This window comes from Rheinheimera sp. F8, from assembly GCF_001518915.1.
This window is the reverse complement of sequence record NZ_CP013656.1, coordinates 3,041,474-3,055,259: the sequence shown is the minus strand read 5'-3', so window position 1 is coordinate 3,055,259 and position 13,786 is coordinate 3,041,474. Positions and strand designations below refer to the sequence as shown.

Annotated in this window: 14 protein-coding genes; 9 read left to right on the top strand and 5 right to left on the bottom strand. The window is 51.4% G+C overall.

The window, feature by feature from the left end:
* Nucleotides 1-38 precede the first annotated feature (38 nt).
* The 4 genes from ATY27_RS20000 (at nucleotide 39) to ATY27_RS13700 (ending at nucleotide 4,068) form a co-directional block, all read left to right on the top strand.
* Entirely contained in the window at nucleotides 39-275 is a 237-nt protein-coding gene (locus tag ATY27_RS20000; RefSeq protein WP_279614561.1) for a hypothetical protein, read from the top strand.
* Nucleotides 268-1,464 carry a DUF3596 domain-containing protein gene (locus ATY27_RS13710; RefSeq protein ID WP_208931192.1) on the top strand — a complete coding sequence of 399 codons (1,197 nt, stop codon included), beginning with the start codon at nucleotides 268-270 and terminating at the stop codon, nucleotides 1,462-1,464. The genes ATY27_RS20000 and ATY27_RS13710 overlap by 8 nt, the downstream gene beginning before the upstream one ends.
* A 936-nt stretch (nucleotides 1,465-2,400) precedes the next feature.
* A complete protein-coding gene (locus ATY27_RS13705; protein WP_208931191.1) occupies nucleotides 2,401-3,600 on the top strand; it encodes an acetyl-CoA C-acyltransferase in 1,200 nt (399 codons plus the stop codon).
* A gap of 108 nt (nucleotides 3,601-3,708) precedes the next feature.
* On the top strand, nucleotides 3,709-4,068 hold the full coding sequence (locus ATY27_RS13700; protein ID WP_208931190.1) for a BON domain-containing protein: 360 nt from the start codon (nucleotides 3,709-3,711) through the stop codon (nucleotides 4,066-4,068).
* A 540-nt stretch (nucleotides 4,069-4,608) separates the two neighbouring features.
* Here the strand turns inward: ATY27_RS13700 and manD are convergent.
* Nucleotides 4,609-5,817 carry a D-mannonate dehydratase ManD gene (gene manD, locus ATY27_RS13695; protein WP_208931189.1) on the bottom strand — a complete coding sequence of 403 codons (1,209 nt, stop codon included), beginning with the start codon at nucleotides 5,815-5,817 and terminating at the stop codon, nucleotides 4,609-4,611.
* A 292-nt stretch (nucleotides 5,818-6,109) separates the two neighbouring features.
* On the opposite strand from manD, the gene ATY27_RS13690 reads away from it, so the two are divergent.
* Complete coding sequence (locus ATY27_RS13690) at nucleotides 6,110-6,844, top strand: FadR/GntR family transcriptional regulator (RefSeq protein ID WP_208931188.1); 735 nt, start codon at nucleotides 6,110-6,112, stop codon at nucleotides 6,842-6,844.
* 525 nt (nucleotides 6,845-7,369) lie between these two features.
* Here the strand turns inward: ATY27_RS13690 and ATY27_RS13685 are convergent.
* Nucleotides 7,370-8,089: a hypothetical protein gene (locus ATY27_RS13685; protein WP_208931187.1), complete on the bottom strand. Its 720-nt coding sequence runs from the start codon at nucleotides 8,087-8,089 to the stop codon at nucleotides 7,370-7,372.
* Between the two features lie 143 nt (nucleotides 8,090-8,232).
* On the opposite strand from ATY27_RS13685, the gene ATY27_RS19880 reads away from it, so the two are divergent.
* Entirely contained in the window at nucleotides 8,233-8,364 is a 132-nt protein-coding gene (locus ATY27_RS19880) for a hypothetical protein (protein WP_279614560.1), read from the top strand.
* A gap of 131 nt (nucleotides 8,365-8,495) precedes the next feature.
* On the top strand, nucleotides 8,496-9,527 hold the full coding sequence (mauJ, locus tag ATY27_RS13680) for a methylamine utilization protein MauJ (RefSeq protein ID WP_208931186.1): 1,032 nt from the start codon (nucleotides 8,496-8,498) through the stop codon (nucleotides 9,525-9,527).
* 161 nt (nucleotides 9,528-9,688) lie between these two features.
* Here the strand turns inward: mauJ and ATY27_RS13675 are convergent, their stop codons facing one another.
* The gene (locus ATY27_RS13675) at nucleotides 9,689-10,180 is read right to left on the bottom strand and encodes a nuclear transport factor 2 family protein (protein ID WP_208931185.1); all 492 of its coding nucleotides are present in this window, start codon (nucleotides 10,178-10,180) and stop codon (nucleotides 9,689-9,691) included.
* A 159-nt stretch (nucleotides 10,181-10,339) separates the two neighbouring features.
* Here ATY27_RS13675 and ATY27_RS13670 point away from each other — a divergent pair, with 159 nt between their 5' ends.
* Nucleotides 10,340-11,248, top strand: coding sequence for a LysR family transcriptional regulator (locus ATY27_RS13670; RefSeq protein WP_208931184.1), 909 nt, complete (start codon nucleotides 10,340-10,342; stop codon nucleotides 11,246-11,248).
* Here ATY27_RS13670 and ATY27_RS13665 read toward each other — a convergent pair.
* Nucleotides 11,226-12,155 (bottom strand): type II CAAX endopeptidase family protein, encoded by a 930-nt coding sequence (locus ATY27_RS13665; protein ID WP_208931183.1) that lies wholly within the window; start codon nucleotides 12,153-12,155, stop codon nucleotides 11,226-11,228. The genes ATY27_RS13670 and ATY27_RS13665 overlap by 23 nt on opposite strands.
* A gap of 195 nt (nucleotides 12,156-12,350) precedes the next feature.
* Entirely contained in the window at nucleotides 12,351-12,845 is a 495-nt protein-coding gene (locus ATY27_RS13660) for a GNAT family N-acetyltransferase (RefSeq protein WP_208931182.1), read from the bottom strand.
* A gap of 609 nt (nucleotides 12,846-13,454) precedes the next feature.
* Here ATY27_RS13660 and ATY27_RS19995 point away from each other — a divergent pair.
* Nucleotides 13,455-13,640: a glycine zipper 2TM domain-containing protein gene (locus ATY27_RS19995; RefSeq protein WP_208931181.1), complete on the top strand. Its 186-nt coding sequence runs from the start codon at nucleotides 13,455-13,457 to the stop codon at nucleotides 13,638-13,640.
* Nucleotides 13,641-13,786 lie beyond the last annotated feature (146 nt).

The window sequence follows — 13,786 nt, the reverse complement described above, 5'->3', positions numbered from 1 at the left end:
TTTGTTCTCTGTAAGAACATTTTTGATAAGGGGTGTTTATGTCACAGACGCTGTTAGACGCCAGACAATTAGCTGTACGAATTCACTACAGCTCAGAGTATATCAATCGTGTACTCAAGGATTCGGTTTTTCTTGAGGGGATACATTACATCCGACCTTTTAGCGGGCGCAAGGTCCTGTATATCTGGGAAGCAGTCGAAACCGAACTGTATAAAGCCGGTGTACGTGGTTGTTATGCCATTCCGATGGCGCGCGGAGGTGTTTGTTATGGCTAGTATCCGCAGCCGCAACGGCAAACTCTTTATTGATTTCTATTATGCTGGGGTCCGCTGCCGTGAGCAAACTGACCTCGACGATAGCGTATTAAACCGCCGTAAACTGGAGCGCTTGTTAAACACGATCACTCAGGATATCAACCTCGGGATATTTGTTTATCGCGATGTCTTTCCACATTCCAACAAAGCTGCGCAGTTTACAGAAGCGGACGAACAAGCCCTTCGTAAGAAACAGCACAACGTGCACCTGGTCATGGATCGTCAACAAAAGTTACGTTCTACCGACTTCGCCGCCATGGCGGTAGATTGGTATGAAACCAACCTCTGCCGCTGGCAGCCGGGCTATCAGTACAATATCCGGTTGATCATTAACACCTACCTGCTCCCGGTGTTTGGTTCACAGCAGCTCCATGAGATCACGCGTGCGTCTATCCTGCAATTTCGCGCCGATCTTGCAGCGTTAAAACCAGAAAAATCGGCAGATTTTATCAACCATGTGATGGGCACTTTGCGGATGATCCTTGCTGAAGGCGCTGCCCGTTATAACTTGCCGCAGGTCTTTACCAATATAAAAACGCTTCGTGTTGGACAGACCGAGGTCAACCCTTTTACGTTACAGCAAATGCATAACCTCATTGAGGCAGTGCGGGCAGACTTTAAAAACTATTATATCGTGCGATTTTTAACTGGCCTGCGGACCGGAGAAGTTGACGGATTGCAGTGGAAATATGTCGACTTTGACCGTCGGCAAATTTTGGTTCGGGAAGCGCTGACAGATGGCAAGCTAGGGCCACTAAAAACGCCCTCCAGTCGACGGGAAGTGGATATGAGTACACCGGTATACGAAGCATTGTTTTTGCAATATGAGCAGACCGGCAAAACCTGCCCTTTTGTATTTTGTACCCGCGCCAATACGCCGCTTGATCATCGAAATGTGTGGGACCGTATTTGGGCACCGTTGCTAAAACAATTGGACATCCCCTACCGTCGCCCCTATGAAACCAGACACACCACAGCGACCTTGTGGCTGGGCGCTGGTGAAAACCCCGAATGGATCGCTCGTCAGCTGGGGCATGCCAACACCAAAATGCTTTTTACAGTGTACAGCCGCTATGTGCCGAACCTAACCCGCCAGGATGGCGCGTCGTTCGAGCAGCTGTTAAAGTCTCACCGTGATAAAAAGGGCTGACCAGCCTTTGCCATCAATCGCCAAAAAACAAAATCGGGAACGATCGCAGTTAAGCTCGGTTAACTGCGCTTTTTCTGTCGATTGAAGCTCCCTTGCCGTTAACTAAAGTTTTAAACAGTTGTTTGAATTTAGCTTCTTGGACGGATATCAGCAAATTTCTTGGTTATCCACCATCCACCCTGACATAGTGAAGTGGCCTGCTATACCTGCCAACAAAGTCAAAGCCGCTGAAAACGCAAAAGCCCAGTAGATTCGGGCAAATCTTGCCAAATTCTGGAACTACTCATTTTGCTGCCGAAAATGCCTGTTTTGGATAGAAAATCTCTCTGAACAGCATTTTGACCAATCACTTTGTTTGCAGGGTGCGTGCATCAGATGCCTGCTGATACCCTGACACAGGCATGCTATTGTATCTAAGTCCTTCTCGAAACCCACCGGAGCAAAACCGCTACAGGCCAATAAAATCAAGCCAGTGGGGGTCAAAATCAGAACGCGCCCACTGGTGCCCAAAAACACGCTTCGACGCTGGCAAAAGCCGGTTGGAGCGCAGTCACTTTTGGACTCGCTCCAGACCACAATTTTGCAGGTTTATGATTTTCTTTGTTTAAATTTGATATAATGCTGATATGAGCTGGCGCTACACAATGCACGCCGCACCTTGACATGGTGGGGGTCGGTGGTTCGAGTCCACTAGGACGCACCAATATCTGCTCAGCAATGCTGTTACTGTCATCGAATTATCTGTTGTAACACGCCTATGATCATATCAATCGCGCACTGGTAGACTTTCTCAGTCTGCAATTTTTCTGCGCCCCGACTGTTGACCGGTACAACATTACCCAGCCAGTGTCATCGGTAGTCACTTTACTCTTATTGCAGTTTTATCAGCAGGCCCCGCATAATCAGCAATCGTTAGCCTTAAGTTCCGGATCCATCATGCAATTATCCGATATCGTCATTCTGAGTGGCGCCCGCACGCCGATCGGTAGTTTTGGCGGCAGCCTGTCGACACAGACGCCGGCGCAGCTTGGCACTGTGGCAGCAAAAGCGGCAATATCGCGGGCCGGAGTCCCGGCAAGCGATATTGTCAGCTCCGTGTTTGGTCATATTATTACCACCAGCACTGCGGATGTTTATCTGGCGCGGCATATCGCTCTCAGTTGCGGAATGTCAGTGCACAGTGATGCCTTTCAGGTGAATCGATTGTGCGGCTCCGGCTTACAGGCAGTACTCAGTGCGGCGCAGCAATTGATGCTGGCGGGCGACCGGGCGCAACAGCAACTGATCTTGTGTGGTGGCGCCGAATCCATGTCACAAGGCGCATTTTTACTGCCGGGGGTGCGTAAAGGCCTGCGACTTGGCCACAGCACAGTGACCGATTTGACGCTGGGCATCCTGACTGATCCGTTTGGCAGCGGCCATATGGGCATCACCGCTGAGAATATTGCCAGGCAGTATCAGTTCAGCCGTGAGGAACTGGACCAGTTTGCACTGCAAAGTCAGCGGCGGGCGGTCCGGGCACAAGAACAAGGCCACTTTTCCGCACAAATAGCGCCGGTCACATTGACCGGCAAACAAGGCGAATTTCTGTTTGCCGAAGATGAACATCCTCGTGCCGATACGACGCTGGCAAGTCTGGCTCAGCTCAAACCTGCGTTTTTACGCGATGGTGTAGTGACAGCCGGCAATGCGTCTGGCCTCAACGATGGCGCAGCCGCGCTGGTTCTTGCCACCGCGTCTTATGCCCGTGCGCATGGGCTGCGCAGTAGAGCCCGCTTACACAGCTGTGCTTTTGCCGGTGTAGAACCATCGATGATGGGTTTGGGCCCAATCCCCGCAGTGCAACGGCTGCTGCAACAAAGCAGGATCAGCCTCGCTGATATCGCGGTAATTGAATCGAATGAAGCTTTCGCTGCACAAGCGCTGGCCGTCAGCCACACACTTGGGCTGGACCCGGCGCGGGTCAATCCAAATGGCGGCGCTATTGCCCTGGGACATCCGGTCGGCGCAACCGGTGCGATACTGGTGGTGAAAGCTTTGTATGAAATGGAAAGAATCGATGCGCAATTTGGCCTCATCACGCTGTGTATCGGCGGCGGCCAGGGCATTGCACTATTGCTGGAACGCTGTGGCTGAAGCAGGATAACTTTCACTCATTTCACTTTACGTACGTTGGCGAACGGAGATCCTGTTATGGCTGTGTAAAATAAAGGCTTCGATTACCCAGCCAACCCGGAGCATCTGATGAACTTTCAACCGCATATCAGTCAAGTCTTGCGTCGTAGCTTAATCCCAGTACTGGCAGTTCTGCTGTGTACTGTCCCGCCGGTGTCGGCGCAAACCAAAGACAAAACCAGTGTTGATATCACCCGAGAAGTCGGCGGCACGCCGGCGGTCGATACCGATGTGACTAAACGCGTTAAATCGGCTATCGCCATGGACAATGCACTGAGCGGATTTGACATCGGTGTTGTGACCACCAAAGGCGATGTGCATCTGACCGGCAGCGTCGATACGCAACTGCAGATCAATCAGTTGGTCGCGATCACCCGCGACGTGGAAGGTGTCAAAAGTGTTAAAGACGAACTGAAACTAAAACCATAATCCCGACAGGCGACCAGTCAGCCTGAGATCGCCAGAAATCGCTCCTGCAATTGCTATTTGCAGAGAGAATCGCTTTCAACCCTGAACGTAAAAAGCCCCGCAGATTTCCGCAGGGCTTTTTGCCATCATAACTTGTCATTGAGGTACGCACAGCGTTTAACCTCTGATGTTATTACATGGACGATCAATCAACTCAATGTAGAGCCCTTCGAGTTGGCTCGTCAGGTAAACCGTTTTGACATTGCATCTTCGGTTTACTTAGATTTGATAAAAAATGAAGGATTAATAAAATGCCGTTGCTGCTGACTGAATGACGATCATCAAGAATTGCAGATTAGGTCAGCTCAATCATTCATCAACCAACCGGCGGAACAAATCGCCTCCAATCATAAAACCCAGCGATATCGCGGCAATGCAGGCGGGTAGATCAGGCATTGTAAGCAGAATGGTTTGCCCTTACACCATTCCTTTTAGTCCGACATCACGATTGTGTACAGTTACTCGCCGCCATAACAACAACCACCAGCCCAGGCATCGCCGCTACCAGTTAAACATGGTGCCATCTTCTAACCGGTTCACCGGCAGATAAGCGCGTTTATACGGATATTTAGCGGCTAGCTTTTCGTCGATATCCACGCCATGACCTGGTTTTTCGCCGGCATACAAATAGCCGTTAGCGAAGTGATAGTCATGCGGGAACACTTCATCAGTCGCATCGGTGTGGCGCATATATTCCTGGATACCGAAATTTGGTACCCAGGTATCAAAATGCAGTGCCGCGCCCATTGTGACAGGGCTTAGGTCAGTGGCGCCGTGGAAGCCGGTCCGGACATGATACAGCTCAGCCAGATGCGCAATCCGGCGCAGATGGGTGATACCGCCGCCATGCACAATAGTGGTGCGGATATAATCAATCAGCTGCTCGCTGATCAGCTGCTGGCAATCATGAATGGATGCAAAGACTTCCCCCACCGCGATAGGCGTGGTGGTGTGATGACGGAATAAGCGGAAACCTTCCTGCAGTTCAGCCGGTACTGCGTCTTCTAACCAGAATAGTTTGTACGGCTCTAACGATTTACCCAGCTGCGCCGCTTCAATCGGCGTCAGGCGGTGGTGCGTATCGTGCAGCAGATGGTGATCATAACCATAAGTCTCCCGCAGCACTTTAAACAGTTCCGGCACGCTATTGAGATACTTGCTGGTAGACCAGACGTTTTCAGTTGGCAGGTCATTGTCAGCAGGCTCGTAATACAGTTTGTCTTTTGACACACCATAAGTACTGGCAAGGCCAGGCACCCCGGTCTGGGCGCGGATTGCTTTGTAGCCCATCTCTATATAACGGCCCACTTCCGCCACGGTTTCTGCGATAGTGTTGCCGTTGGCATGGCCATATACCATGATGCCATCACGGCTGCGTCCACCCAGCAATTGATATAGCGGCATATTGGCGGCTTTGGCTTTGATGTCCCAAAGCGCCACGTCGATAGCGGCAATCGCGGTCATGCCGACCGGACCACGGCGCCAGTAAGCGCCGCGATAAAAAAACTGCCAGATATCTTCAATACGGCTGGCGTCACGGCCAATCAGACAAGGGATCAGATGGTCCTGCAGGTAACTGACGACCGCCAGCTCGCGACCGTTTAACGTCGCATCACCGATGCCATATAGCCCCTGATCCGTGGTGATTTTCACCGTGACAAAATTGCGATCGGGACAGGTAATAATGACTTTTGCATCAATGATTTTCATCTGGATCCTCTGAAATTCCGCCATCGGAACTGCTTTCAACTGCTTTGCTTCGCCTTGATGCAATATCCGCCGGAGTTGCCACCGCTGGCATTTTGCAACCGCCTGCTCCGGTACTACCGTGCATCGTGGGCGTCATGATTCTATCTGGTCTGACCGCTACTGAAGTTTACGCTGAGTGTTGCTTCAACGTCGTCTCACAGCTAAATTGGTCAGGCCTGTTAGATTTAACTTACATCTGGACAGGCCAATTTGCAACAATAAATTTTTGGTCAAACCACTTCTGCGGAAACACATGAACGACAACACGATCCTTGCACCAGCCGGCAGTCGCCAGGCCCCAACGTCCAACTCCAGACTTTATTTGCAGATCGCCGATAAACTGGCGCAGCAAATCAATGCCGGAAAGCTTAAACCCGGTATGCGTTTGCCGGCTGAACGCGACTTAGCGCAGCAATATGATGTCAGCCGCCAGACCGTGCGCGAGGCGCTGATCGCATTGGAAGTGTCAGGTCTGGTCGATATCCGGCCCGGTTCCGGCGTTTATGTGTTGCAGGAAGCCAGTCTGAAAAGTTCGCTGTTGGCAGAAAACGCACCTGGCCCGCTGGAAATCATGGAAGCCCGTTTATTGTTAGAAGGCGACGCCGCCGCCCTCGCTGCAGAGCGCATCAGCAATGAAGAATTACTGAAACTCAAAGCTTATCTGACGCAAATGATTAGTTTAGTGGCACAACAAAGATCGGCCGAAGCTGAGACTTTTGATGGCAAATTCCACCAGCTGATCGCAAGCGCTACCCGCAACAGTGCGCTGCAGTCGATGATTGAATGGCTGTGGGCCCTGCGTGAAAGCTCGGAGCTCAGTCAATTATTTGCCGAGAAGATCCGCCGCCAGGTCGCGGGCCCTAACATCGAAGCCCATGAAAAAATCTATTTATGTTTAAGCCGGCGCGATGCCGCAGGCGCCAAAGCGGCGATGCAATCGCATATCGCACAGGTCACTGAAGCATATGTGCTGTTGATTGCAGAATGAGATGACTTCTGTTTACGAATTTAAATCGAAGAATAATTCAGAACTAAATTGGACTGGCCAATTTCACATAAACCAGTACAGAATCTCTTAAGTAGCGGATGCGTGCCTGTCCCCAGCTTTCGCGATGCTATTAAATTTTTTGCGCGAGATTTTGTGCAGCTTTTCGTATTCCCGCATCAGCGCAATGCTACAAAATCTTAGTTTCCCGATCGACGGGAAACGACGCAAGCCATTCACGTATTTGGCGACACCCTATTTAATATGCATGGCTGCGGCCGCGCCATCTGATACCTATACAACAAGACGCACGCCATAATCGATGCGCGTCTTTATACGGATCCATTTGGAAGCGATAAACACGCTTTATGATATGTGGCAGGGACTGCGAATGACGCAGGTGGGTAAAACTGAAGTTTTTTACCCACCTGCATTGCAAAACGCACCGGCGGTTGTGTGACAAGCAGAGCTTACACAAATCACTACAGTCATTAGTTGCTGGTGTTTAGATGTTTCAATATTGCATCTTCAGCGCGCAGACGGATTAACCGGCACACTTAGTACCGCTTGTTTCTCAATCGCGGTTTTTAACTGACTAATCAGCGCCGGATCGGTTTGCGGATGCGCTGCCAAATACAACTGAATTTGCCGGACGACCTGGCGTGACGCATAAAACTGGGTTTGCCCGACTTTTGGATCAGCCAACGCTTTAAAATCCGGTTCAAAGGCCAGTGTTAGCTGAGCCCGGTTGATCTGCAGCATTTTCCACTGCGCGTTAATATCTTTCACCTGGATCAGATTTTGGTCCGGTACAAAACCAATTTGTTGCAGCGTACTGTCCATCATACTGCCCGCCACAGCTACAGCGATAAAATCCTGCGGCGATTTGCCCTGCTGGATTTGTTCTATCACGCTACTGTCGGCGGAATAATAGCGATAATCGGTGTTGATCAACGGCGCCAGCCAGATAAACAAATTTTCGCGAGCCGGCAAACGTGCCAAAGAGTAAATCAGTGTGTTCGGTTCAGTCCGCGCTAACTCAAATGCCCGTGCCCAGGGCAACACGTCGGTACGACAAGTCAGACCGGCGCTGCGTAATATCGCTTCAACCTGTAAATAAGCCGAACCCGCGACCACTTGCTGCTGGCGAACCACCTGATATGGCGGTAGATCTTCGGTCAGCACCTGTAAGCCACAGGCCTGCGCTGATCCCGCCAATAACCAATAAAAACCGAACATCCATTTCATTATCACAGCCCTCCGACATCTGCAGTCAGTATAACCAGAGCGGGATCCAGGTGACAGAGCAATTTACCACACCATCAGCTGTCTCCGTGCAGTGATCCTAAGGCCAAATTGCGTTTCACAACTTAAGCAACGGGAAACGCAGTGTGTTCGGCCCCCTCAATATGCATGGCCCGGATGGCGTACGGTTTTACACCCGGATGAAAACCATCACCGCCCGTTGGCCCAGCGGCTCAATGCCAACCGGTAATCAGTTCTCTATGCAGACGATGAAATAACCACCGCAAAACGTAGGGGCACCCCTAGCGGGTGCCCGCTTGCTTTGGACATGCTTTCCATATTTCGGAACGATGCTAGTATAGTTCGCCAAGTCACCCGGCTTTATGCAGTCCATGCCAAGGAATGAAAAATGGAACCACAACCGAAGGTGTTTTTGATCGAATATTTCGTTGAGTGTAAGTCGTGCTTTGTTGACTCTGAAAAGTATGAAACCACGGTAAAAGGGAAACGATTTCGATTGGAGCTTACAAATTTCAATGTTGAACCTGGCACTCCACATCCGACTTTACTAGCCCATCTGTATATCGAAGCAGCTAACTTCGAGGAGGCAGAGACGAATGGCGATAATTTCATTAACTTGTACCTGGATATTTTTGGCTTCACTTGTGGTGCACCTTTCCGAGTTGAGAAAGTTAATTTTATTGCCGACTGGACTCCGGGACTTTTGGAAAGGGAGATGATCTTCTTCAGTTACTTTCCTGGGCATCAGTTACCTGTTGAGATTATTGATCAGAGCATCGTTATGACTGCGCAGGAACTGGCTGAAGCAAATTTTGAGGGCGCTTTTGGTCGAGCGATTCGCTGGTTCAACAACGGATTGAATGCCCGAGTTAAAGAGGACCAGTTTCAATATTTTTGGTTTGCCATAGAGCAGCTCTCCTCGTTTTATAAAAAAAACGAAAAAGTAAACGATGCCTGCCCTAAATGCCGAGGCCCTCTATTTTGCGAAGCCTGTGGCGAGCATCCCTTGCACAAACCGTATCCGAAGCAAGCCATCAAACAATTATTCGAAAGCCTATTTAGAGAAGGGAGCGATAGGGCATTCACGCATGCTGATAAATTCAGGAATGCGTTGATGCATGGTGAGGAGGTTGAACCTTTGGAACGTCAGTTCAACGTCAAATTCGAAAAGATTGTCGAGCTAGTTGGTAATGTTTCTTGGAGTACGATTGTTAACTTGTTCCCGACCCGAATCGAAGAGAAAAAGCAGTTGAAGTTGAACTTACTAAAGCCCGAAAGCTTTTTGCACCAGTCGTTGACGACAAGGCTGAGCTTAGGCTTTTCGACTGCCAATCCCGACGCGCCCCAGTTGCATGAGATCCCAAGACCTTCTGTTGAGATGGTTTTTAATAGGGAGTCAGATGGAGAATTGACTGAGTAAGGCGAGAGTTTAAGGTACACCTCAGCGCCCCCTGGATAGATACCAAAACAGCAATAACACCCCGCTCCGCAGGCTCGGCCATTTGTGCGCATACATCAGACGCGTCCGCCCAGTCGGTCCGCACGGCGAAATCCCAGCGTTTTCGCCGCGCTAGATTCCATTTAGCCTTTTCGCATACTGTCCCAATGCTCGGCAATTTTGCCGTCAGCGATGCGGAATATATCAACTGCGGTGGTGGTATAAGTTTTACCGGGATTGGCTTTATCCGACAACGTCTGCACAAACACCAGCGTCACATAAGGCCCTTCCGCGATGATATTGACCAGCGGCAGGCTGATCTGCGGTTGCACCGGGCTTGGCTTGCTGAACTGGGCAAAATACGCGACAAATGCGGCGCGGCCGTCGGCGATATTTGGATTGTGCTGAATGTAGCCTTCTGTCAGATACGTCGCGGCTTTATCAAGCTGCCCGGCGTCTATGACTTCGCGCCAGAAATCAAACACCAGCTTTTTATTCGCCGCCAGCTGCGGATCTGGGCTTTGCAGTAATTGTGACTGCGACGCTGGGGCTATTGCCGTGACCGGCGTACCAGCCGGCACCGCGAATGCACAAAGCAGACCTGACATCGTTAAAATCAACGTTAAATTTTTCATTGGTATTGTCCTTCTTCTAGATGATGAATGTTGAATTCACTTAACACTGCCGCCCGGCACGCCGCTGGGCTACCCGACAGTGACAAAGTTCGCTTGACCCGGCGCTAAGTGCCTCTTATTGTCGCTATACACAAATCATTAAAAAAATGCCGCATAGCTATGCAAAATAATCGACTCGATGCCAGTCAGTTTAACTGGGTGCTGCTACGCAGTTTTCTGGCGATCTATCGGGCCGGCAGCACCGCTGCTGCTGCGCGCGAGCTTGGCATGCAACAGCCTACCCTCAGCCGGCAACTGGCCGAACTGGAATCACAGCTGGCGGTGACATTGTTTGAACGCACACCCCGAGGACTGCACCCGACCGCGGCGGCGGCACAAATTTATGCCCACGCCAAAGATCTGGAAACTGCTGCGAACCGGCTTTGCCTGTCGCTGCAGGATTTAGGCGCAGAGCTGACCGGCACGGTGCGGATCTACGCCAGTCAGCTGATTGCTATCACGCTGATGCCCGCCCTGCTCGCCACTTTGCTGCGTGAACAACCCGGGCTGCAGCTGGAACTGGTCGCAACGGACGAACTGCCGGATTTACTCAGCCGCGATGCCGATATTGGCTTCTGGCTGGTCGAACCGACCCAGGCTGAAACGGTGTGCCGTAAACTCGGCACTGTGCGCATTCAGGCGATGGCGAGCCGCAGTTATCTCGACCATTTTGGCATGCCGACCTCGGTTGACGATCTGGCAGCACACCGGCTGATTGGCCATGACCAATTGCCAGTGATGCTGCAGTGGTTTCGCCAGTTTGGCCTGCTGCAGGAAAAATCTGCATTTGCGCTGCGTACCGACGACAAAGCCAGTTATCTGACCGCGCTGCGAGCCGGCGCCGGCATTGGTTTTGCGTCGCATTATGTGCTGGCGCAGGAGGCAGATCTGGTCCAGGTGCTGCCGGATTTACCGCTGCCAGAATTTGGCGTCTGGCTCAGCTGTCATCGCGATATTGCCAATAACAAGCTGATCCGCACCGTCTATGACCGGCTCAGCCGTGAGATCAGTCAGTTGTTGTTGTCTTAGTTTCTGCTGATGCGACCGGCTGCGTGGCCGCAGCACGTTGCCAGAACGGTAACACCCAATGCTGTTGCCGAGCAGCCCTTAGCAGCAACACTGTGCAGATCAAAGCACCGCCGGATGCCAGCACTGACGCTTCAATCCCAAAGTCACCACCGGTCAGCCAGGCCGGGCCTGTCATCGTCGACTGTAAAATGCCATCGGCCTTTTGACCGGACACCGGACTGGAAAAAAGACCGCCCTGCGCATAATTCCAGCCCCAATGCAGACCAACACAAAGCCACAAACGGCGGGTATATAAAAACGCGGCAATAAACAGCAGGCCCAGTACCAGCAACTGCACTGTGCTGAGTAAATCAGCATGTGGGTTTAACAAATGTACCGCGCTGAATAACGCCGACGACACCAGAATGGCCAGCCAGGTCCCTAACGATCGTTCCAGCAAGCGGAATAAAATGGCGCGGAAAATCAGTTCTTCCAGCACTGCAACACTGAAAAAACCCACCAACAGGTGCAACAGCGAGAAATTAAACGCGATGCCGTGCACGGTGAAATATCCACCAAGCCACAACAATACCACCGGCACTGTTATTAACAGCGCGGCGAGGCCAAAGCCATGCAATGTTTCCTTCACAGCACCGGGCAACGCCAGTTCAGTGACGCGGCGCTGCTCAATTTTTTTCACGTAATAACAATAGGCGAAGGTCAGGACGGCGACTTTGAAGGCGTTACGGATGTGCAGCCACTGCTCGCCATCGAGCGTCAGTTTGGCCAGCGCATTGGCGATAATAAAGGGCACCAACGTGACCACAAAAGCCAGCACAAACTGGCCAAGCCCGTGGTTGGCCATGCGCTGCACAAAAGCTGGCAAAACCGATGGTGGCGTTGTCGTTGAATGAAGATGCTCAGGCATAATGCCTCCTGTACTGCAAAAAGGTCTGAATTGACTTCTCTGCAGCCTAAAGAGGTTGAGGTTATACAACAATCCCGCTTTTAGTATTCCCCGCAATACATTCTTGCATATCTAATAAAAACAACTACTTTGGCAGTGAACCGACAAACCTGCTTACAAAGCGGACCGGTCTAAGCTGCAATTCAACACGATTTTTCAGCAGTTCACCGGCAAAACGTGCACTGTTGCGGCACGGCCATCCGGATCCGGCAAACGTTCGCTGACCTGAAACTGCGGCAGGCTGAACATATGCTGCCAAAACGCGCAGGCGTCAGGCGCATCATCAAAGGTGGTGATGGTCCAGCGTTCGCTGCGCTGACCGAGGAAATACTCGACCACCTGCTGCGCCAGACCACGGCGGCGAAAGCGCTGCATGATAAACAGATCGGCCAGCTCCAGCGCATCGTCCAGTGCATCGGACGGTTCCAGCAGCGCAAAACCGGCAAGTGCGCCATCGACTTTGATGATATGCGCACTCCAACGTGGCAGTTGCCAATACTGGCCAAAATACTCCGCGCACATTTTGTAAAAACCATTGGCTTCAACGTCATAGCCGTCATAAGTGGAAGTGTCATAACAATAAAACTGGAACATATTCCAGATGGTGGTTTTATATTCCGACCCCGCCGGCAGGATTTGCAGTGCAGACATCACAAACAGCTCTTCATCAAAAAACCGCATGATAACAAAGGAAATGTGAATTTTTCGTGATTTATTTGCTGGCAAGGCGCGCACAGTGCCCGGCCGCACAGAGCCACGGCAGAAAAGCGCATAGGCTGGTGTTACTCAGTCACCCGTTTAGGAATTTCCTGATGCATCCTGTTCAACGCTCTGTTCTTAAAAGTCCGTCAACACGCTACCTGTTGGTCGGTTGTATGCTGCTTAGCCTCAGCAGCTGTAGCAGTAGTCCCGGTTATGGTGTGCAGCAATCCGTCCGTGCGCAACAACAAATCGGCACTGTTGTTAGAGCACCGATTAGTTTAAAAAAGCGGCAGCAGCGAAACACAGAAAGGCCACAGGCAAGGCAGATTTTCGAAGCTTTAGTGGTGCTAAAGCGAGAAAATTTAACGCGGCATGTGGCCATTCTGGATTCGCCCGTACGGGAGCGCCTGTAATTGCCTCATGCGGCGTTGCCACAGCTCGAAAGAGCACCACTATTCCTTCGCTATGTCGCCTTGCCTGAGGCAATTTCAGGCGGCTCTGCTGTTCGCTTCTTAAACAAATCGGTGCTCTAGTATCCAGATCGTGCCGCAATCCTCGATGAATGGCACCGGCGGTGCCTTGCTGGGCGCCGTGCTTGGCGGCGTGGTCGGCAATCAGTTTGGCGGCGGCTCCGGTCGTGCGCTTGCAACAGGTGCCGGCGTGATCGGTGGTGCCATGGCTGGCAACCAGATGGCTAACCAGCACAACAAGGCAACCAAATATATCGGGTGCTGGTGCGCTTAGATAACAGCCGCACTCAGCAGTTTGATTATCAACAGATTGGCGATTTACGCGTCGGCGATCGGGTCAGTATCGAAGGCAACCAGATTATGCAGCTGCGCTAGTTCGCGCTTAGCTGCAGATACACCGGATTGCTGTAAAACAGAACA